Here is a 19433-nt window from a genome sequence, read left to right as displayed (position 1 = left end):
GGCGCTCGCATCTCGTGACGAACGCAGGGTAAGGACACGAGAAAGAGGTGCCTACCGGATTTTTCCTACCTTGCCCTTCGCGGACGGCCGCGCGTCCTCATCCCCGGACCTCATCCGGGGAGAAAGGGCCGTGGGGCTGCCCGGGGGCAAGCCCGGGCATCGGAGCGTCAGCGCGGGGCGCGCTTGGCGAGGATGCGCTGCAGGGTGCGGCGGTGCATGGAGAGCCGGCGCGCGGTCTCCGACACGTTGCGCCCGCACAGCTCGTAGACCCGCTGGATGTGCTCCCAGCGCACCCGGTCGGCCGACATCGGGTTCTCGGGGAGCTGGGGCTTGTAGTCGCCCTGCACGTTCAGCGCGGCGCAGATGTCGTCGGCGTCGGCGGGCTTGGCCAGATAGTCGACCGCGCCCATCTTCACCGCCGTCACCGCGGTGGCGATGTTGCCGTAGCCGGTGAGGATGACGCCGCGCGCTTCGGGGCGGCGGCGCTTCAGCGCCGAGATCACGTCGAGGCCGTTGCCGTCGCCGAGGCGCATGTCGACCACGGCATAGGCCGGGGCGCTGCCCTCGAGGCTGGCGAGGCCGTCGGCCACCGTCTCGGCGGTGGTGACGGTGAAGCCGCGCGTCTCCATGGCGCGGGCGAGGCGCTGCAGGAAGGGCCGGTCGTCATCGACGATCAGCAGCGAGCGGTCCTGCAGGTCCGAGGTCGTGTCAAGCATCTCCAACTATTCCCAAAATGCCGGCCGGATGCCGGTTGCCTGCCGCGGCGGGGCGAAAAGCGGCTTACGCCTGTTCTGTTTTCGGTCCGCTTATACTCCCGCACGCCGACAAGCGCAAAATTGTCGCAGAGCCTTTGCGCTCACGCCTTCGTGGCGGGCTCCCCCTCGGCCTCGCGCTCGCCGGAGATGTCGATCAGCCGGCGCGGCCAGCGTATGTTCACCGAGGCGCCGTGGGCGGGCGGCGGGCGGTTGACAAAGCCGAGCTCGGCGCCGGAGCGCTCCAGCAGCGTCTTGGCGATGAACACGCCGAGGCCGAGCCCCTGCTGGCCGTCCTCGCCCTCGGCCTCCGTCTCGCGCCGCCAGCGGTTGCGGCCGCGGCTGGTCACGTAGGGCGCGCCGATCTGGTCGAGCAGCTCGGGCGGGAAGCCGGGGCCGTCATCGGTGATGGTCACGGTGATGTCCTCGCCGGTCCAGCTGGCGACGATGTCGACGCGGCTGGCGGCGAAGTCGACGGCGTTCTCGACGATGTTGCCGAGGCCGTAGAGCAGGCCCGGATTGCGGGCGATGATCGGCTCCTCCTCGGCGCGGGCGGGCAGCGTCACCGCGATGGCGATGCCGAAATGCCGGTGCGGGGAGACCACGTCCTCCAATATGTGCGAGATCGGCATGCGGTCGAAGGGCGCGTCGCCGGCGCCGAGCGAGGTCAGCGTGCGCAGGATGGCGCGGCAGCGCTCGGCCTGCTCGCTGACGAGGCGGATGTCCTCGCCCACCGGGCTGTCGGGCGGGAGCGAGCGCACCAGCTCCTTCGCCACCACGGTGATGGTGGCGAGCGGCGTGCCGAGCTCATGCGCCGCGGCGGCGGCGAGCCCGTCCAGCGCCGAGAGGTGCTGCTCGCGCGCCAGCACCAGCTCGGTGGCGGCGAGCGCCTCGGAGAGCTCGCGCGTCTCCTCCGCCACCCGCCAGGCATGCACGCCGATGAAGGCGATGGCGATGGCGAGCGCGGACCAGATGGCGGCAAGGTAGAGCGGCGGCAGTTCCGGCGCGCTGCCGAGAACCCCTTCCGCCGCCCAGGGCAGCGGCATCTGCCACAGCCCGACCAGCGCCGCGCACAGCCCCGCCAGCACGCCGAGCAGGATGGTCGTGCGCGGCGACAGCGCCGTCGCCGAGATCAGCACCGGGGCGAGGAACAGCAGCGCGAAGGGGTTGGCGAGGCCGCCGGTGAGGAACAAAAGCGCGGCGAGCTGGAGGATGTCGTAGGCCAAGAGCCACGCCGCCTCGACGTCGGAGAGCCGCCTGGCGCCGGGATTGCGCAGGCGCAGCGCGAGATTCAGCCAGGCCGAGAGCGCGACCACCGCCAGGCACGCGCCGATCGGCAGCGAGAAGCCCAGCAGCCACTGCACCACCACGATGGCCAGCGTCTGTCCGGAAATCGCCAGCCAGCGCAGGCGGATGAGCGTGTCGAGCCGCAGCCCGAAAAAACGTTCGCCGATCGGATGGTCGAGCGAGAGCGACATGTTACCGTCCGTCCCCGAGGTCATCGGCTTCTATAGCGGCAGATACGACCAAAGGGCGAGAGCGCCGATTCGTTGACGCGGTCGGGAAAGAGCCTATTTATGCTGCAACGCACAAGAACCGCCGCCCGCCGTGAGCCGTCCGGTTTCGGGCCTTTCGGGCGGATCTGAGGACGGAGACATCATGGCGATCGGCGTTTTTGGAGACGTGCCCGACGCTGCGGAAGCGGCACACGCGCCCGAGGCGGAGCTGGAGACGGCTTCGGCCCTGTCGAAGCCGCTCTACTGGATGTTCGAGATGGGCCACGCGGCCCTCGACCCCCTGCGCGTCATGGCCGATGCCGGCCGGCTGTTCTACCGCAACCCGGTCAATCCGCTCAGCCACACCCGCTTCGGCAAATCGATGTCGGCGGCGCTTGAGATGTTCGAGCGCACCACGCGGCGCTACGGCAAGCCGGAATGGGGCATCGACGAGACGGTGATCGGCGCCACCCATGTGCCCGTTCATATCGAGACGGTGTGGGAGCGCCCCTTCTGCCGGCTGCTGCATTTTGTACGCGACTTCCCGCAAAAGCCGCGCCGGCCGCAGCCGCGCATGCTGATCGTGGCGCCGCTGTCGGGGCACTATGCGACGCTGCTGCGTGGCACGGTGCAGACGCTGCTGCCCAACCACGACATCTACATCACCGACTGGGTGGACGCGCGGGAAGTCCCTATCGCCGAGGGCCGCTTCGACCTCGACGACTATATCGACTACCTCATCGACATCTTCCGCCATCTCGGCGGCGGCGTGCATGCGCTCGCCGTGTGCCAGCCGGCGGTGCCGGTGCTCGCCGCCGTGGCGCGCATGGAGGAGATGGGCGATCCCGACGTTCCCGCCTCCATGGTGCTGATGGGCGGGCCGATCGACACCCGCGAGAGCCCGACGGCGGTGAACGATTTCGCCATGGCGCGCGGGCTCGACTGGTTCCGCCGCAACGTCATCACCACCGTGCCCTGGCCGCATCCCGGCGTGATGCGGCAGGTCTATCCCGGCTTCCTGCAGCTGCACGGCTTCGTGTCGATGAATCTCGAGCGCCATCTGAAGGCGCATGCCGAGATGTTCGGGCACCTGGTGAAGGGCGACGGCGATTCCGCCGCCAAGCACCGCGAGTTCTACGACGAGTATCTCTCGGTGATGGACCTGCCGGCCGAGTACTATCTCCAGACCTTGCAGGCCGTGTTCATCGACCATGCGCTGCCCAGGGGCGAGATGACCCATCGCGGCGAGAAGGTCGACCCGTCGAAGATCAAGAATGTGGCGCTGCTGACCATCGAAGGCGAGAACGACGACATTTCCGGCGTCGGCCAGACACGGGCGGCGCAGACGCTGTGCTCCGGGCTCGCCGACGACATGAAAGTGCACTACCTCCAGCCCACCGTCGGGCATTACGGCGTGTTCAACGGCTCGCGCTTCCGCTCCGAGATCGCCCCGCGCATCTCCGACTTCGTGCTCTCGCACAACTGGCCGACGAAGGGGCACAACCGGGCGGGGTGAGAGGCCCCGCCGGGTCAGGCGGCCGGAGAGGGCGCCCCGAGCCCGCTCTCCCAATAGGGCGGGTTGCCGAAGGCCGCGCGCAGGCAATCGGCCAGCGTGCGCAGCTTGGCCGAAGGCCGGCGCCCTTCGGGATGGGCGATATAGATGAACTCCTCCTCGGTGACGGCGCCGACCTCCACCACCTGGAGGCTGCCGGCCCTAATCGCCGCGCCAGCAAGGAACATCGGCAGCAGGGCGATGCCGAGACCGGCGACGGCCGCGTCGCGCATCACCTCGCCATTGTTAACGCGCAGTCCGACCTGAGCGCGCACCTGCACCGTCCTTCCCGGCATCACGAAGCGCCAGTCGGCGATGCCGCGATGGGTGTAGAAGATGCCGCGATGGCCGTTGAGCGCGGCGAGACTGTCCGGCGAGCCATGCCGGGCGAGATAGTCCGGCGCCGCGACCAGCAGGCGCCGGCTGCGGGCGAGGCGCCAGGCGACCAGCCGGCTGTCGTGCATCGGCCCGTGCCGGATCACCCCGTCATAGCCTTCCGCCTGCGCGTCGATGCGGCGATCATCGAGGTCGAGCGTCAGCTCGATGCTCGGATGGGCGCGCAGGAACGGATAGAGCGCCGGCCCCAGATGCAGCCGGGTGAAGCTCACCGGCGCGGAGAGCCGCAGTGGCCCGGCCAGCGTGCCGCGCCGTTCGGCGAGATCGGCAGCGGCGGCATCGAGCTCGCGCAGCGCCGCCGAGGCGCGCTCCAGGAAGGCCACGCCGTCCTCGGTGAGCGACAGCTTGCGGGTCGAGCGGTGGACGAGGGTGGCGCCCAGGCTGCGCTCCAGCTCGACGAGCCGGTCGCTCGCCACGGATTTCGCGATCCGCAGCCGGCGGGCGGCCTCGCTGATCGAGCCGGCCTCGGCGACGGCGACGAAGACCGCGATGCCGTCCAGTTTCATCGTTCGGGTTTTCCGTACGCGAAATCCATCATTGACAGACTAATCCGAACGCCGGACCCGCACCATACTCCCTGACGAAACAGGCCGGCCCCGGATCGTCCGGCAGCCGCTGGAACGGACATCACGGAGAAGTCTCATGCCCCGCCTCAAGGAAAAAGTCGCCATCGTCACCGGCGCCAGCTCCGGCATCGGCCGCGCCACGGCGCTGCTCTTCGCCGCCGAGGGCGCGAAGGTCGTGGTGGGCGCGCGCCGCAAGGATGAGCTCGACGCCCTGGTCGCCGAGATCGCCTCCGCCGGCGGCGAGGCGGTGGCTCTCGCCGGCGACGTGCGCTCGAAGGACTATGCGCAGGCGCTGGTGGCGCTGGCGGTCGAGCGCTACGGTCGGCTCGACGTCGCCTTCAACAATGCCGGCATTCTCGGCGAGGGCGGCGACAGCACCGGCGTCTCCGCCGAGGGCTGGAACGAGGCGCTGGCGATCAACTTGACCGGCGCCTTCTTCGGCGCCCAGCAGCAGATCGCGCAGATGCTTAAGGATGGCGGCGGCTCGGTGATCTTCACCTCGACCTTCGTCGGCTACACGCTCGCCTTCCCCGGCACGGCCGCCTATGCCGCCTCCAAGTCCGGGCTGATCGGGCTGACGCAGGCGCTCGCTGCCGAATACGGGCCGCAGGGCGTGCGGGTGAACGCGGTGCTGCCGGGCGCCATCGACACGCCGATGTTCCGCGAGCGCAGCCCCGACGCGGCGAGCCAGGCCACTCTCGCCGGCATGCACGCGCTGAAGCGCGTCGGCGCGCCGGAGGAGATCGCGCGCTCCGTGCTCTATCTCGCCTCGGACGACGCGTCCTTCGTGTCGGGCACCGCGCATCTGGTCGATGGCGGCCTGTCGATCACCCGCAGCTGAGACGGCTGGCGCGATAGCCTTCCAACACGGACAACCTCATCCTGAGGTGCCCCGCCTCTTGGCGGGGCCTCGAAGGATGCTCGTCCGGGTGCGCGATAGCGAGCATCCTTCGAGGCTCGCTTGCGCTCGCACCTCAGGATGAGGGTGCTTTGTGGGCGGGCCTCCGAACGCCGATAGCCGTCCCGCGCAAAACAATAACCGCCCGATTTGCGGCGGCGGCGCCGGGTGGGCGTGATAGTTTCCGGGCATGTTCTTCGACCTGCCCGATCACTCCACGCTCTACCAGGCCCTGCTCGACCGCGACGAGGCCTATGAGGGGCGCGCCTATGTCTGCGTCGCCTCGACCGGCGTGTTCTGCCGGCTGACCTGCCCGGCGAGGAAACCGCTCGCCGCGAACTGCACCTTCCACGCCACCATCGGCGCCTGCATCGAGGCGGGCTTCCGGCCCTGCAAGCGCTGCCATCCCTTGCAGCCGGCGGCCAGCGCCGACCCGACGATCGGCCGGCTGCTGGCGGCGCTCGATGCCCGCCCGCATTATCGCTGGGGCGAGGACGACATCGCCCGCATGGGGCTCGACCTCTCCACCGTGCGCCGCGCCTTCAAGCGACAATACGGCATGACCTTCCTGGAGATGGCGCGGCACCGGCGGCTGCGCGAAGGCTTCGAGACGCTGTCGGAGGGCGGCACGGTGATCGCCGCGCAGCAGGATGCCGGATTCCAGTCGGCAAGCGCCTTCCGGGCGGCCTTCGCGCGGGTGATCGGCTGCGCGCCGGGCGAGCTTTCCACCAAGGGCATGCTGCTGGCGGACTGGATCGGCACGCCGCTCGGCGACATGATCGCGATCAGCAGTGCCTCGCATCTGCATCTGCTGGAATTCGTCGAGCGCAAGGCGTTGCCCACCGAGGTCGCGCGGCTGCGGGCGCGCGCCAAGGGCGATCTCGGCATCGGCAGCTACGCCCCGACCGAGCAGATACGCGCCGAGCTGGCGGATTTCTTTGCCGGCAAATCAGCTCAGTTCCGCACGCCGCTGGCGCTCGACGGCAGCGCCTTCACCCGCGCGGTCTGGGCCGAATTGCAGCAGATACCGGCGGGCGACACCCGCTCCTATGGCGAGATCGCCCGGCGCATCGGCCAGCCCTCGGCGGTCAGGGCGGTGGCGCGGGCCAACGGCGCCAACCAGCTCGCCCTGATCATCCCCTGCCACCGCGTCATCGGCGCCGACGGCGCGCTCACCGGCTATGGCGGCGGCCTCTGGCGCAAGCAGCGGCTGCTGGAGATCGAGCAGCAATATCGGGAGAACGGGGGCGGGGTGGCGGCGGCGGGCTGATCCTGCGCCGAACCCTTCCACTTTCCCTCATCCCCGGGTCAAGCCCGGGGATGAGGGTGGGGTTAGTCGTCATCCCGGCCGGAGGCGGCTTCGCCAACGCGACGTCATGGCCGGACTTGATCCGGCCATCCACGTCTTTCCGCCTGCACCCGGTCCCAAGGCGTGGATGCCCGGCACAAGGCCGGGCATGACGGCGCGCTAGGGTATGGCGGCCCATACACTGTCGCAGGGAGGGCGGAGCGCCCCTCAATGCGCGCGGGCGAACATCTCGTTGAACGAGTAGCCGGAGCCGCGCACGGTGCGGATCGGGTCGGGCTGGCGCGGGCGGTTGAGCGCCTTGCGCAGGCGGCCGACATGCACGTCGACCGTGCGCTCGTCGATATAGACGTCCTGGCCCCACACGCCGTCGAGCAGTTGCTCGCGCGAATAGACCCGGCCCGGCGACTGCATGAGGAATTCCAAGAGCCGGAATTCGGTCGGCCCGAGATGCAGTTCGCGCCCGGCGCGGTGCACCCGCTTGGTCTCGCGGTCGAGCTCGATGTCGCCGGCGCGCAGCAGCGTCGAGATGTGCTCGGGCTTGGCCCGGCGCAGCAGCGCGCGCACCCGCGCCACCAGTTCGGGCACCGAGAAGGGCTTCACCACATAGTCGTCGGCGCCGGTGGCGAGGCCGCGCACGCGCTCGGTCTCCTCGCCGCGGGCGGTGAGCATGAGGATCGGCATGCGCTCGGTCTCGGGCCGGGCCCGCAGCCGCCGGCACAATTCGATGCCGGAGAGGCCGGGCAGCATCCAGTCGAGGATCAGGAGGTCCGGCACGCTCTCGCGCAGCCGGGTCTCCGCCTCGTCGCCGCGGCCGACGCTGTCGACCGCATAGCCTTCGGATTCGAGGTTGTAGCGCAGGAGGAGGGTGAGGGGCTCCTCATCCTCCACGATCAGAATGTTGGTCGGCATCGTCGCGTTCCCGCTCGTTCGCGGCTCAGGCCAGGAACGCCACGCTGGTCAGGCTGCTGGTGTCCTGCTTGGGCCGTTCCTCGGTGAGGAGCTGCCCGGTGACGAGATAGTGCACGGTCTCGGCGATGTTGGTGGCATGGTCGCCGATGCGCTCGATGTTCTTGGCGCAGAACAGGAGATGCGTGCACAGCGAGATGTTGCGCGGGTCCTCCATCATGTAGGTGAGGAGCTCGCGGAACAGCGAGGTGTAGAGCACGTCGACCTCGCCGTCGCGCTGCCAGACTTCCAGCGCCTTGGCCTCGTCGCGGCTGGCATAGGAATCCAGTACCATCTTCAGCTGCTCGAGCACGATGCCCGACATGTGCTCGACGCCGCGCACCAGCTTCTGCGGGTGGAACTCGCCGGTCAGCGCCAGCACGCGCTTGGCGGTGTTCTTGGCGAGGTCGCCGATGCGCTCGAGGTCGTTGGCGATGCGCATGGCGGCGACGATCTCGCGCAGGTCGCCGGCGAGCGGCTGGCGGCGGGCGATGGTGAGCACCGCCTTCTCCTCGATCTCCCGCTGCAGCAGGTCGATCGGGCCGTCGAGCACGATCACCTTCTGGGCCAGCTCGGCGTCGCGCTTGACCAGCGCCTGGACGGAGTCGGCGACGAGACGCTCGGACTGCCCGCCCATCTCGACCACGCGGCGGCCGATTTCCTTGAGGTCGGTGTCGAACGACGAGACGATATGTTCGGTCATGGGTCTGGCCTCTCTCGTCGCCGGCTCAGCCGAAGCGGCCGGTGATGTAGTCGCGGGTGCGGGCTTCGCGGGGATTGGTGAAGATCTCGTTGGAGGGACCCGCCTCGATCAGCTCCCCGAGATAGAAGAAGGAGGTGATGTCGGCGCAGCGGGCCGCTTGCTGCATGTTGTGGGTCACGATGACGATGGTGAATTCCTGCTTCAGCTCGTCGATCAGGTCCTCGATCTTCGAGGTCGAGATCGGGTCGAGCGCCGAGGTCGGCTCGTCGAGCAGGATCACTTCCGGGCGCACCGCGATGGTGCGGGCGATGCACAGGCGCTGCTGCTGGCCGCCGGACATGCCGAGCGCCGAGGTGTGCAGGCGGTCCTTGGTCTCTTCCCAGATGGCGGCCTTGCGCAGGCACCACTCGACGCGCTCGTCCATCGCCGCCTTGCCGAGGCTCTCGTGCAGCTTCACGCCGAAGGCGATGTTGTCGTAGATCGACATCGGGAACGGTGTCGGCTTCTGGAACACCATGCCGATGCGCGAGCGCACGACGGTGGAGTCGAGCTGCTTGCCGAGCAGGTCCTGGCCGTCGAACAGGATCCTCCCTTCCGCGCGCTGGCCCGGATAGAGCTGGTACATGCGGTTGAAGACGCGCAACAGCGTGGACTTGCCGCAGCCCGAGGGCCCGATCATCGCGGTGACGCGCTTCTCGGGGATCTCGAAGTTGATGTTCTTCAGCGCGTGGTTGTCGCCGTAATAGAAGTTGAGCTTCTCGACCTTGAGCTTGGGATCGGCCGACGGCGCGGTGGCGCGGTTGACGGCGGAAGCGATGTCGATCGACGTTTCAGGTGCGAAGTTCATGGTCCGTCTCACTTCATCTTCGCCAGGACGAGGCGGGAAAGGATGTTCAGGGTCAGCACCCCGACTGTGATGATCAGCGCGCCCGCCCAGGCGAGCGCGACCCAGTCCTCGAACGGGCTGGCGGCGTACTGGTAGATGGCGATCGGCAGGCTGGCCATCGGCGCGTCCAGGCTGATCGACCAGCCATTATTGCCGAGCGAGGTGAACAGCAGCGGCGCGGTCTCGCCGGCGGCGCGGGCGAGCGCCAGCAGGATGCCGGTGACGATGCCGGCGCGGGCGGCGCGCCAGGTCACGAAGGTCACCACCTTCCACTGCGGCGCGCCGAGCGCGAAGGCCGCCTCGCGCAGGCCGATCGGCACCAGGTTCAGCATGTCCTCGGTCGTGCGCACCACCACCGGGATGATGATGATGGCGAGCGCGATGGCGCCGGCCCAGCCGGAGAAGCCGCCGAAGGGAATGACGAGAAGCTGGTAGACGAACAGGCCAATGAGGATCGACGGGGCGGAGAGCAGCACGTCGTTGACGAAGCGCACCGCGTTGCCGATGTGCGTGCCACGCCCGTTCTCGGCCAGGAAGGTGCCGCAGAGCAGGCCGACCGGCGTGCCGATGATGAGCGCCACGACGATCTGGATCAGCGAGCCGACAATGGCGTTCAGGAGACCACCGCCGGCGCCGGGCGGAGCGGTGATCTTGGTGAACACGTGCGGACCGAGCGCCGGCAGGCCGCGCGAGAGCAGGGTCCACAGGATCCAGGCGAGGAAGACGATCGACAGCGCGGCGAAGCCGGTGGAGATCGCCTTGACGGCGTAGTCGGTGGCGCGGCGGCGGGCGAGCGATGCCATGGTTCTAACTTCCCTCAGCCCTTGGACCGCACCAGCATGCGCGAGAGCGCAAGCACGATGAAGGATATGACGAACAGGATGAAGCCGAGCTGGAGCAGCGCCTGCAGCTTCAGCGAGCCGATCGAGGCCTCGGGGAACTCGTTGGCGATGGTGGAGGCGATGGTGGCGCCCGGCGCGAACAGCGAGGCCGACATGCGCGTGGCGTTGCCGATGACGAAGGTCACGGCCATGGTCTCGCCCAGTGCGCGGCCGAGGCCGAGCATGACGGCGCCGACCATGGCGGTGCGGCCATAGGGCACCGAGACGTTGCGGTAGACCTCGTAGGTGGTGGCGCCCACGCCGTAGGCGGATTCCTTCAGCATCGACGGCACCGATTCCAGCACCTCGACGAACATGGCGGTGATAAAGGGCAGGATCATCAGCGCCAGGATCAGGCCGGCGGTGAGCATGCCCGCGCCCAGCGGCGGGCCCTGGAACAGCGCGCCGATCAGCGGGATCGGGCCGAGCCATTCGATCAGCGGCGGCTGCACATAGGCGGCGATCAGCGGCACGACGACGAAGAAGCCCCACATGCCGTAGATGATGGAGGGCACGGCCGCGAGCAGCTGGACGGCGACGCCGATCGGCCGGCGCAGCGGGCCGGGCGCGATCTCGGTCAGGAAGAAGGCGATGCCGAAGGACAGGGGCAGCGCCACGATGACCGCGATGACGGCGCTGAAGATGGTGCCGAACACCATGACGCCGGCGCCGAACTTCTCCGTCACCGGGTTCCAGGTGGTGGACCAGAGGAAGCTGATGCCGAATTCCTGCAGGGCCGGCAGGCCGCCCTCGAACAGCATGGCGATGATGAGGCCGAGCAGCACGAGAACGAAGATCCCGCAGCCCCAGAGGAGCCCGACGAAGATGGGATCGCTGACGCGGCCGGTCGGCTTGTGCACGGTGGCCAGGCCCTGCGCTGCCTGGTTTCCGCTGAGAGTGGCGTCCATTTGTATGTCCTTCGGGCGGCTTCCCCGGGATCAGGGCCGCGCTGTCGGCCATCGGGGCGGCTTTGCGTCACCGTTACGGGCAGCGCCGGCGGCGGAACGCGGCTCGTCAGCGTACAGGTCGAACGTTCTTGCGTCGATCTCGGACGAGAAGGGGCGGCCGGTGGCCGCCCCTTCGGACTTCACGTCGGCGATCAGTTGGTCCAGACGGCCTTGCCGTCGGCCTTCACTTCGCTCGCCCAGGCCTTCTTGACCTCTTCCACCACCGCGTTCGGCAGCGGGATGTAGTGCAGCTTCTCGGCGAGAGCGTCGCCATCCTCGCCATAGGCCCAGTTGAAGAACTTGATGGCCTCGGCCGACGCAGCGGCGTTGGACGGGTTCTTCGGCAGCAGGATGTAGGTGGCGGAGACGATCGGCCAGGCTTCCTCGCCGGCGGTGTCGACCATCGAGGCGGCGAAGTTCTTCGCATGCGCCCAGTCGGCGGCGCTGGCGGCGGCCATGAAGGTCTTGACGTCGGGCTTCACGACCTTGCCGGCCTTGTTGACGAGGTCGGTGGCGTGCAGCTTGTTGGCGGCGGCGTAGATGAACTCGACGTAGCCGAGCGCGCCCTTGGTGTTCTTCACGGTGCCGGCAACGCCTTCATTGCCCTTGGCGCCCGCGCCCGCCGGCCACTGCACGGAGGTGGCGGCGCCGACGTTCGACTTCCAGTCGGCGCTGGCCGACGAGAGGTAGGAGGTGAACACGAAGGAGGTGCCCGACGAGTCCGAACGGTAGACCGGGACGATGGCGAGGTCGGGGAGCTTCGCACCCTTGTTCAGCGCCGCGATCTTCGGGTCGTTCCACTTGGTGATCTTGCCCTGGTACATCTCGGCCAGGACCGCGCCGTTCAGGGTCAGCGGGATGTCTTCGCCGAGGTTGACGATCGCCACCACCGAACCGATCACGGTCGGGAACTGCAGCAGGCTGTTCTTCTCGAGCTTGGCATCGTCCATCGGGGCGTCGGAGGCGCCGAAATCCACGGTGCGGTTGACGATCTGGTTCTGACCGCCGCCGGAGCCGATCGACTGATAGTTCAGGCCGGTGCCGGTCTTCTCCTTATAGGCCGCAGCCCAGGCCTGGTAGACCGGGGCCGGGAAGGACGCGCCGGCGCCGTTGATGTCGGCAGCGAAGGCAGCGCCCGAAAAGGCGGCGCCGAACGAAAGCGCCGCAACGCCGAGAATATGAGCAAATTTCAAGGGTCTTCTCCTTAGGTCGGGAGATCGCCTGCATCTCGGGAAACGGTCCGGATGCGCGATTGGCCAGAGGGGCGGATGGGTTTCACACTGGACTCTTACCGCTCCGGCACCACGGTTCTATGACCTCTGGGTGACGCCTTGATGACAGTTCAAGCTATTGAATTCACTTGCCTTTATGATCAGCCGGCAAAGTGGCGGACAATCTTACCGAGAATGTCGAGCCCTCGCCGGGAACGCTTTCTATGCCCAGCTTTCCGCGGTGGCGGGCGACGATGTGCTTGACGATGGCGAGGCCCAGCCCCGTGCCGCCCTGCTCGCGCGAATGGGCGGTGTCGACCCGGTAGAAGCGCTCGGTGAGGCGCGGCACATGCTCGGGCGCGATGCCGGGGCCGTAATCGCGTACCGACACGACGGCATCGCCGCCCTCGCGGGCGATGGCGATCTCCACCCGGCCGCCGGCGCCGCCATATTTCAGCGCGTTCTCGACCAGGTTCTCGAAGACGCGGATCAGCTCGTCGCGGTCGCCGCGCACGTTCACCGGCGGCTGCGGGTGCTCGAAGGCGATCTCCACCCCGCGCTCGCGCCCCAGCGGCCCGAGCGCGTCGCGCACATGGCTGATGACGGAGACGAGGTCGATCTCCGCCTCCGGCCGCAGATGCGCGTTCAGCTCGATGCGCGAGAGCGAGAGCAGGTCGTCGATGAGGCGCGACATGCGCCGCGCCTGCTCGCCCATGATCTTGAGGAAGCGCTCGCGCGCATTGGCGTCGTTGCGGGCCGGCCCTTGCAACGTCTCGATGAAGCCGGAGAGCGAGGCGAGCGGGGTGCGTAGCTCGTGGCTGGCATTGGCGATGAAGTCGACCCGCATCTGCTCGACGCGGCGCTGCGGGGTGAGGTCGACGAAGCCGAGCAGCACCGCCTCGGTGGGGGCACCGTCGCGGGCGGGCCCCGGCCGGATCGGCACGATGTCGGCGCGCAGCCAGCGGTCGATCGGCACGCGCTCGGCGAATTCGATGCGGCGGGCGACGCCGTCGGCGGCGGAGGCGCGGATGGCCTCCAGCACTTCCGGCACGCGCATGGCGAAGGAGACGGGATCGCCGACCCGCACGCTGGCGAGCAGGCCGACGGCACTGAGATTGGCCGCGAGCACGGTGCCGCGCGCGTCGAGCAGCAGCGCCGGATCGGGCAGCGCCCGCACCAGAGCGGGCAGGCGCTCCTCCGTGCGCACCGGCTTCGGCTCGCCGGAGAAGCGCGCCAGCGCCGCGGCCACCGGGCGCTTGCGGGCGGGCAGCAGCGCCGCCCCGGCGACGAGGGCGCCGATCACGAAGGCGACGCTCGGGTCGAGCGCATCGGTCCAGACCGCACCCCCGAGCCCGAGCGCGGCCGCGCCGAGGATCCAGCGCGCGCCGACGAGACGCTCGCGCAGCGTGTCTTCCGCCAACTGGCTCGACTCTCCCAGGGCCATACCGGACGCTTCCTGCCCAACGCTATCGCCGGCGATTCCCGCCGGCCGCTTCAATGGATATGCTGTCTGCGCGCCGCGCGCGAAAGGCTATTGGTCCGAACGCGCGAATCGGGAAAAGGCGGCACCACCGTCCCTTATGTTACAGTTGAGAGGCTTCCATATGACGAAGAAGCCGGCCAAATCCTCCGCTAAATCGGCGGCGAAATCCGCTGCGAAATCCGCGCCTGCCGCCGCCAAGGCGGGGCCGTCCCCGAAAGCCGGGCGCGACGACGCGCTCGCCGCCGCGCTGGCGGACTTCTCGGTGGACAGCCCGGAGCTGTCGCCGGTCATCGCCCGGCGCGCCTATGGCAGCGGCGGCTACCCTTACGTCGACCGGCCCAAGCGCAAGACCTACGAGAAGGAGCTGCGGGCGCTGCAGATCGAGCTCCTGAAGCTGCAGGAATGGGTCAAGGGCACGCGCGAGCGGGTGGCGATCGTGTTCGAGGGGCGCGATGCCGCCGGCAAGGGCGGCACCATCCACCGCTTCATCCAGCATCTCAACCCGCGCTCGGTGCGGGTGGTCGCCCTCACCAAGCCGAACGACACCGAAGCCGGCCAGTGGTACTTCCAGCGCTACGTCGCCCATATGCCGAGCAAGGGCGAGATCGTGATCTTCGACCGCTCCTGGTACAACCGCGCCGTGGTCGAGCCGGTCATGGGCTTCTGCACGCCGGGCGAGACGGCGCATTTCCTCGAGCAGGTGCCGACCTTCGAGAAGATGCTGGTCGACGACGGCATAAGGCTGTTCAAGGTGTGGCTCGACATCGGCCGCGAGATGCAGCTCAAGCGCCTGCACGACCGGCACCAGGACCCGCTCAAGCGCTGGAAGCTCTCGCCCGTGGACCTCGCCGCGCCGGCGCGCTGGGACGCCATATCGGCGGCGCGCGACGCGATGATCACCGCCACCCACGCACCGGCACCGTGGACGATCGTGCTCTCCAACGACAAAATGAGGGCGCGACTCGGTGTCATACGTCAAATTCTGGCCCAAATCCCCTATGAGGGCAGGGATGACCGGCTGATCGGCATCCCCGACCCGGCCATCGTGCTGGACGGCCGCGCGTTCCTCGGCCGCCAACGGGCCTGAATCGCGTATCACGGGGCAAGGGCGTCGGCGAAGGCATCCGATGGACGTCGAAGTACGGCGAAGGACGATGTGCAGTCGCGTTCTCATCGCGTTGACGCTCAGTGCCGGCATGTCGCTCGCCGCGAGCGCCGCCAGCGCGGAGCCGATGCCGCGCCCGCAGGTCGACTACCGGGCGAGCGTGAAGACCCCGCAGGGCACGCAGATGACCATGGCGCATAGCCAGGGCCGCATGCGCATGGACGTCACCGGCGCCGAGATCCCCGGCACCATGACCAGCTTCATCGACCTCAGCCGCGGCCGCATGACGGTGCTGATCGCCGCGCCCGGCATCGACAAGCGCGCGCTGGAGATCGAGCTGCCGGCGACCTTCGCCTTCGTCGACCCCGAGGGCGAGGGCACGCGCACCGGCACCGACATGGTGGCGGGCGAGGCCTGCGACCTGTGGGTGATGAAGCCGCCGGTCGGCAACGCGCCGATCGAGACCTGCATCACCTCCGACGGGATCGTGCTCAGGGCGTCGACGGCGATCGAGGGCAAGAACGTCGTGGTCTACGAGGTGCTGGAGCTGGAGCGCACGCCGCAGGACCCGGCGCTGTTCGAGCTGCCCAAGGGCGTGAAGGTGACGAAGATACCGCCGGGCGTGCAGGGGCTGATCCCCAATCTCGGCCGCTAGGCTTCCAAATCCGAAGGGCGGCTAGCCCGCCGCGCGGCGGCGTTCCGGGCTCTCGGCGGGCGCCTCGATGCCTTCCGGCTCCAGCACCGGCAGCGCCGCCAGCGGCTCGGGCGAGGCGTGCGAGGTCGGCACGGCGCGCTGGCGGCGGCTGATGACGAGCTCGCGCGTGCCCATGATGACCAGCGCCAGGATGAAGGGCGTCACATAATAGAGCAGGCGCAGCAGCAGCAGCGCACCGAGCAGCGGCTCCTTCTCGAACTGCGGCAGCGCCACCAGCATCGCCGCGTCGAACACGCCGAGCCCGCCCGGCGCGTGGCTGGCGAAGCCGAGCAGCGTCGCCGAGATGAACACCACGCCGAGCGCGATCGGGTCGATGAACGGCACCTCAGGCATCAGCACGTACATGGCGGCGGCGCAGAACGACAGGTCGATGATGCCGATGACGATCTGCAGCAGCGTCAGCTTCGAGCCGGGCAGCGTCACCGTCCAGTGCCCCTCGCCCACGCCGATGCGCCGCGGCTTGAGGCCCACCCACACCACATAGGCGGCAAGCGCCGCCAGGAGGCCGAGGCCGATCAGCCGGTTGACCCAGGGCGGCAACTGGTCGACCGCGCTCGCCGCCCAGGGCTCCACCGAGATGCCGAGGCCGAGGATGGCGATGTTGCCGAGCCAGAAGGTCAGCCCGGTGATGAAGCACAGCTTGGCGACGTCGATGGCGCCGAGCCCGTGCGCCGAATAGATGCGGTAGCGCACCGTGCCGCCGGTGAAGGCGGAGAAGCCGACATTGTGGCCGATGGCGTAGGAGGTGAAGGAGGCGAGCGCCGCCACCCGGTAGGGCACATGGCCGTGGCCGATGGTGCGCAGGGCGAACCAGTCGTAGAAGGTCAGGGTGAAATAGGCGCCGGCGACGAAGAGCGCGGCGAGCGCGATGCGCCACGGGTCGGTGCCGGAGATGGCGTCGAACACCTCGCCCGGATGGATGTTGCGCAGCATCTCGTAGAGGACGACGACCGCCACGCCGATGATGACGAGGCTCGCGACGAGACCGAGCGTGTGCCAGCTGAGCCGCTCGCGCAGCCAGCCGGGAAGCAGCTTCAGCCCTTTCATCGCGTGCCTTTCCCCCTCTGGTTCTTTGTCGACCGTGCGCAGCCCTAGCAGACCTGAACGGCTTTCGGAACAAAATCCGAGCAAGCGCGCCGCCGCGCCTCGCGCAAGGCGGCGAGGCCGGCGGGATGCCCCGCCAACTGCCCCCAGATGGCGGCGAGGCCAAGGCGGGACGAGCCCGCTCGCGGCAGCGTGAAGTCCGCGGGCGGCGTCAGAGCCGCACCGGGTAGCCGATCTCGATGGTGCGCGGGCGCGGCAGGCCGAAGCGGTCGACCGAGCGCTCGGCGTTGCGGGCGAGGAAGGCGAAGACATGGGCGAGCACGTCGCGCACGCCGCGTATGTCGTCGGGCGGCATCACCCGCTCATGGCCGATGACGTAGACCGCCTCGTCGGGATCCACCCCCTGCGCGTAGAGCGCCGGGCCGAGCACCGCCGGCACGTCGATCTGCTGCATGTAGCCGAAGCGCAGGTCGACGCGGATATGGGTCGGGTCGAGGGGGAGGACGCGCACGCGCTCGTCCACCGGGACGCGCGGGCGCGAGGCGATCCACACCGAGACCACGACGGATTTGGTGAACTGCACGTTGAGCAGCTCGGACAGCCGCCCGAGCGCCACCGGCGTCACCGCGCCGCCGCGCGACAGGAAGATGGCGGTGCGCGGGCTGACCGCGCAATTGGCCGGCCGGCCGCGGGCGACGAAGTCCTCCAGCGGCTCGGTGAAGCGGCGCTGCTGGATGCCGAGCCCTTCCAGGCCGCGCCGCCAGGACACCATGATGATCAGCACGATGCTGGCGATGGCGACGGGCAGCCAGCCGCCGTCGTGCAGCTTGGTGAGGTTGGCGGCGGCGAAGGAGACGTCGATCACCGCCAGCCCGCCGGCAAGGCCGATCAGCGCCGGCAGCGGCCAGTGCCAGCTGCGCCGGACATAGGCGACGAACAGGATGGTGGTCGACACCATCGCCATGGCCACCGCGATGCCATAGGCCGAGGCCAGCCGGTCGGAGGAGCCGAAGGAGACGACGATGGCGGCGCAGGCCACCATCATGATCCAGTTCAGCCGGCCGATATAGATGTGCTGCTCATTGTGCTCGCTGGTGTAGCGGATGCGCATGGGCGGCAGGTAGCCGAGCTCGATCGCCTGCTTGGCCAGCGAGAACACGCCGGTGATGATGGCCTGCGAGGCGATCACGGTAGCGGCGGTGGCGAGGATCAGCAGCGGCACGTCGAAGACGTCCGGCGACAGGTCGTAGAACGGATTGCGCACCGAATCCCGGTGCAACAGCACGTTGGCGCCCTGGCCGTAATAGTTGAGCAGCAACGCCGGCATGGCGACCACGAGCCAGGCCCGGGTGATCACCGGCCGGCCGAAATGGCCGAGATCGGCATAGAGCGCCTCGCCGCCGGTGATGGCGAGGAAGGTGGCGCCGAGTATGGCGCCCGACAGCCACGGATGGTCCGCCAGCAGCAACAGCCCGTGGCGCGGGTCGAGCGCCATCAGCACGTCCGGCGCCTGGACGATGCCGTGCACGCCGAGGGCGCCGAGCGAGACGAACCACAGCAGCATCACCGGGCCGTAGAAGGTGCCGATGCGCTCGGTGCCGGCGCGCTGGGAGACGAAGACCAGCAGGATGACGATCACCGTCGCGGCGACGATCCAGTGGTCCAGCGCCGGGGCGATGACCTCCAGGCCCTCCATGGCCGAGAGCACCGAGATGGCGGGGGTGAGCACGCCGTCGCCGATCAGCATTGAGGCGCCGACGAGGCCGGCGACGAGCAGGAACAGCCGCCGCCCGGTGGCCGAGCGGTGCAGGTCGAGCAACGTCACCAGCGCGAGGATGCCGCCTTCGCCGTCATTGTCCGCCCGCAGCACCAGCGAGACGTATTTGATGGTGACGGACAGGATGATCGCCCAGGTGATGAGCGAGAGCAGCCCCAGCACCTCGGCATCGGTGACGCCCTGCCCGTTGACCGCCAGCAGGCCCTGCCGGAAGGCGTAGAGCGGGCTTGTGCCGATGTCGCCGAACACCACGCCGAGCGCGGCGATCTCGGCGGTGAAGGGCAGGGTCCGGCTGCCGACGACCTGACGCTCAGCCATGGCGCGTCCGGCCGCCCGGACAGGGAGCGGCAGCCCGCGCGGCGCGCGTTACGATGGATCGTGGCACGGGGGAGCGCGAGGCGGACGGGCGTGACGCGAGGTAGCTGGGCATGGCGGGCCGGGATTCGCACGGGGGTCGCCGGAGCATCCGGCACCGCAGCAATACTCTGGCGAGGCAGCGCCGCCAAGCTCAGACTCCCGATCCCGACGTCGGAAGCCGCCCGACCGAGGCCCGGCATCACGGCAAATAAATGGGGGAGAGTAAGCGAGGGAGGAGGATTGGGGGGCGGATTAACCCTCCTCCCTCTACCAACTGCCGATCATGTCCAAGGGCTTGCGGGTTCCCTTGGACTCGGGCGGTCGGTGAAGGCAGATGATTATCTGTTTCTATGGATACGATCAAGCCAAACCGAACGGTTCGGTCAATCGCCGCGGTGGATCACGTCGCC

The 19433-nt window shown here is 68.9% G+C and carries 17 protein-coding genes; 5 read left to right on the top strand and 12 right to left on the bottom strand.

Translation table 11 applies throughout. From position 1 onward, the window contains the following. Nucleotides 1-167: 167 nt before the first annotated feature. Together SNOV_RS20160 and SNOV_RS20155 are read right to left on the bottom strand one after the other, a co-directional pair. Nucleotides 168-716 carry an ActR/PrrA/RegA family redox response regulator transcription factor gene (locus SNOV_RS20160; protein ID WP_013168821.1) on the bottom strand — a complete coding sequence of 183 codons (549 nt, stop codon included), beginning with the start codon at nucleotides 714-716 and terminating at the stop codon, nucleotides 168-170. Nucleotides 717-856: 140 nt separating this feature from the next. Further along, the gene (locus SNOV_RS20155; protein ID WP_013168820.1) at nucleotides 857-2230 is read right to left on the bottom strand and encodes an ActS/PrrB/RegB family redox-sensitive histidine kinase; all 1374 of its coding nucleotides are present in this window, start codon (nucleotides 2228-2230) and stop codon (nucleotides 857-859) included. 181 nt (nucleotides 2231-2411) lie between these two features. Between SNOV_RS20155 and SNOV_RS20150 the strand changes: the two genes are divergently transcribed. Then, the gene (locus SNOV_RS20150) at nucleotides 2412-3764 is read left to right on the top strand and encodes a polyhydroxyalkanoate depolymerase (RefSeq protein WP_013168819.1); all 1353 of its coding nucleotides are present in this window, start codon (nucleotides 2412-2414) and stop codon (nucleotides 3762-3764) included. A 14-nt stretch (nucleotides 3765-3778) separates the two neighbouring features. Here the strand turns inward: SNOV_RS20150 and SNOV_RS20145 are convergent, their stop codons facing one another. Beyond that, nucleotides 3779-4702 (bottom strand): LysR family transcriptional regulator, encoded by a 924-nt coding sequence (locus SNOV_RS20145; RefSeq protein WP_013168818.1) that lies wholly within the window; start codon nucleotides 4700-4702, stop codon nucleotides 3779-3781. 136 nt (nucleotides 4703-4838) lie between these two features. Between SNOV_RS20145 and SNOV_RS20140 the strand changes: the two genes are divergently transcribed. After that, entirely contained in the window at nucleotides 4839-5603 is a 765-nt protein-coding gene (locus SNOV_RS20140) for an SDR family oxidoreductase (protein WP_013168817.1), read from the top strand. A 247-nt stretch (nucleotides 5604-5850) separates the two neighbouring features. After that, on the top strand, nucleotides 5851-6930 hold the full coding sequence (locus SNOV_RS20135; RefSeq protein ID WP_013168816.1) for a bifunctional transcriptional activator/DNA repair enzyme AdaA: 1080 nt from the start codon (nucleotides 5851-5853) through the stop codon (nucleotides 6928-6930). A 246-nt stretch (nucleotides 6931-7176) separates the two neighbouring features. Here SNOV_RS20135 and phoB read toward each other — a convergent pair whose 3' ends face one another. The 7 genes from phoB to SNOV_RS20100 form a co-directional block, all read right to left on the bottom strand. Further along, a complete protein-coding gene (gene phoB / locus SNOV_RS20130) occupies nucleotides 7177-7878 on the bottom strand; it encodes a phosphate regulon transcriptional regulator PhoB (protein ID WP_013168815.1) in 702 nt (233 codons plus the stop codon). A 25-nt stretch (nucleotides 7879-7903) separates the two neighbouring features. After that, a complete protein-coding gene (gene phoU / locus SNOV_RS20125) occupies nucleotides 7904-8617 on the bottom strand; it encodes a phosphate signaling complex protein PhoU (protein WP_013168814.1) in 714 nt (237 codons plus the stop codon). Between the two features lie 25 nt (nucleotides 8618-8642). After that, the gene (gene pstB / locus SNOV_RS20120; protein ID WP_013168813.1) at nucleotides 8643-9464 is read right to left on the bottom strand and encodes a phosphate ABC transporter ATP-binding protein PstB; all 822 of its coding nucleotides are present in this window, start codon (nucleotides 9462-9464) and stop codon (nucleotides 8643-8645) included. Between the two features lie 8 nt (nucleotides 9465-9472). Continuing rightward, nucleotides 9473-10306, bottom strand: a complete 834-nt coding sequence (pstA, locus tag SNOV_RS20115) for a phosphate ABC transporter permease PstA (protein WP_013168812.1) — start codon at nucleotides 10304-10306, stop codon at nucleotides 9473-9475. Nucleotides 10307-10320: 14 nt separating this feature from the next. After that, the gene (gene pstC, locus SNOV_RS20110; protein ID WP_013168811.1) at nucleotides 10321-11292 is read right to left on the bottom strand and encodes a phosphate ABC transporter permease subunit PstC; all 972 of its coding nucleotides are present in this window, start codon (nucleotides 11290-11292) and stop codon (nucleotides 10321-10323) included. A 191-nt stretch (nucleotides 11293-11483) separates the two neighbouring features. After that, on the bottom strand, nucleotides 11484-12524 hold the full coding sequence (gene pstS, locus SNOV_RS20105) for a phosphate ABC transporter substrate-binding protein PstS (protein WP_013168810.1): 1041 nt from the start codon (nucleotides 12522-12524) through the stop codon (nucleotides 11484-11486). Nucleotides 12525-12687: 163 nt separating this feature from the next. After that, nucleotides 12688-13986: an ATP-binding protein gene (locus tag SNOV_RS20100; RefSeq protein WP_013168809.1), complete on the bottom strand. Its 1299-nt coding sequence runs from the start codon at nucleotides 13984-13986 to the stop codon at nucleotides 12688-12690. A 160-nt stretch (nucleotides 13987-14146) separates the two neighbouring features. Between SNOV_RS20100 and ppk2 the strand changes: the two genes are divergently transcribed. Both ppk2 and SNOV_RS20090 read left to right on the top strand, forming a co-directional pair. Further along, the gene (ppk2, locus tag SNOV_RS20095) at nucleotides 14147-15112 is read left to right on the top strand and encodes a polyphosphate kinase 2 (protein ID WP_013168808.1); all 966 of its coding nucleotides are present in this window, start codon (nucleotides 14147-14149) and stop codon (nucleotides 15110-15112) included. A 67-nt stretch (nucleotides 15113-15179) separates the two neighbouring features. After that, entirely contained in the window at nucleotides 15180-15785 is a 606-nt protein-coding gene (locus tag SNOV_RS20090; RefSeq protein WP_041782453.1) for a hypothetical protein, read from the top strand. A gap of 21 nt (nucleotides 15786-15806) precedes the next feature. Here SNOV_RS20090 and SNOV_RS20085 read toward each other — a convergent pair whose 3' ends face one another. Both SNOV_RS20085 and SNOV_RS20080 read right to left on the bottom strand, forming a co-directional pair. Then, on the bottom strand, nucleotides 15807-16892 hold the full coding sequence (locus SNOV_RS20085; protein ID WP_013168806.1) for a putative bifunctional lysylphosphatidylglycerol flippase/synthetase: 1086 nt from the start codon (nucleotides 16890-16892) through the stop codon (nucleotides 15807-15809). Between the two features lie 208 nt (nucleotides 16893-17100). After that, entirely contained in the window at nucleotides 17101-18984 is a 1884-nt protein-coding gene (locus SNOV_RS20080; protein WP_013168805.1) for a potassium transporter Kup, read from the bottom strand. Between the last annotated feature and the right edge of the window lie 449 nt (nucleotides 18985-19433).

It is taken from the genome of Ancylobacter novellus DSM 506, assembly GCF_000092925.1.
Classification (GTDB): Bacteria; Pseudomonadota; Alphaproteobacteria; order Rhizobiales; family Xanthobacteraceae; genus Ancylobacter; species Ancylobacter novellus.
Note: the sequence above shows the minus strand (reverse complement) of the source record. Positions and strands in the feature narration are given on the sequence as shown.

Bases quoted from the DNA above. Each gene is read 5' to 3' on its own strand.
- ppk2 (WP_013168808.1), top strand. From the start codon at position 14,147: ATGACGAAGAAGCCGGCCAAATCCTCCGCTAAATCGGCGGCGAAATCC.
- SNOV_RS20155 (WP_013168820.1), bottom strand. From the start codon at position 2,230: ATGTCGCTCTCGCTCGACCATCCGATCGGCGAACGTTTTTTCGGGCTG.
- SNOV_RS20100 (WP_013168809.1), bottom strand. From the start codon at position 13,986: ATGGCCCTGGGAGAGTCGAGCCAGTTGGCGGAAGACACGCTGCGCGAG.
- phoU (WP_013168814.1), bottom strand. From the start codon at position 8,617: ATGACCGAACATATCGTCTCGTCGTTCGACACCGACCTCAAGGAAATC.
- pstB (WP_013168813.1), bottom strand. From the start codon at position 9,464: ATGAACTTCGCACCTGAAACGTCGATCGACATCGCTTCCGCCGTCAAC.
- phoB (WP_013168815.1), bottom strand. From the start codon at position 7,878: ATGCCGACCAACATTCTGATCGTGGAGGATGAGGAGCCCCTCACCCTC.
- SNOV_RS20085 (WP_013168806.1), bottom strand. From the start codon at position 16,892: ATGAAAGGGCTGAAGCTGCTTCCCGGCTGGCTGCGCGAGCGGCTCAGC.
- SNOV_RS20150 (WP_013168819.1), top strand. From the start codon at position 2,412: ATGGCGATCGGCGTTTTTGGAGACGTGCCCGACGCTGCGGAAGCGGCA.
- pstC (WP_013168811.1), bottom strand. From the start codon at position 11,292: ATGGACGCCACTCTCAGCGGAAACCAGGCAGCGCAGGGCCTGGCCACC.
- SNOV_RS20160 (WP_013168821.1), bottom strand. From the start codon at position 716: ATGCTTGACACGACCTCGGACCTGCAGGACCGCTCGCTGCTGATCGTC.
- SNOV_RS20080 (WP_013168805.1), bottom strand. From the start codon at position 18,984: ATGGCTGAGCGTCAGGTCGTCGGCAGCCGGACCCTGCCCTTCACCGCC.
- SNOV_RS20090 (WP_041782453.1), top strand. From the start codon at position 15,180: ATGTGCAGTCGCGTTCTCATCGCGTTGACGCTCAGTGCCGGCATGTCG.
- SNOV_RS20140 (WP_013168817.1), top strand. From the start codon at position 4,839: ATGCCCCGCCTCAAGGAAAAAGTCGCCATCGTCACCGGCGCCAGCTCC.
- pstA (WP_013168812.1), bottom strand. From the start codon at position 10,306: ATGGCATCGCTCGCCCGCCGCCGCGCCACCGACTACGCCGTCAAGGCG.
- SNOV_RS20135 (WP_013168816.1), top strand. From the start codon at position 5,851: ATGTTCTTCGACCTGCCCGATCACTCCACGCTCTACCAGGCCCTGCTC.
- SNOV_RS20145 (WP_013168818.1), bottom strand. From the start codon at position 4,702: ATGAAACTGGACGGCATCGCGGTCTTCGTCGCCGTCGCCGAGGCCGGC.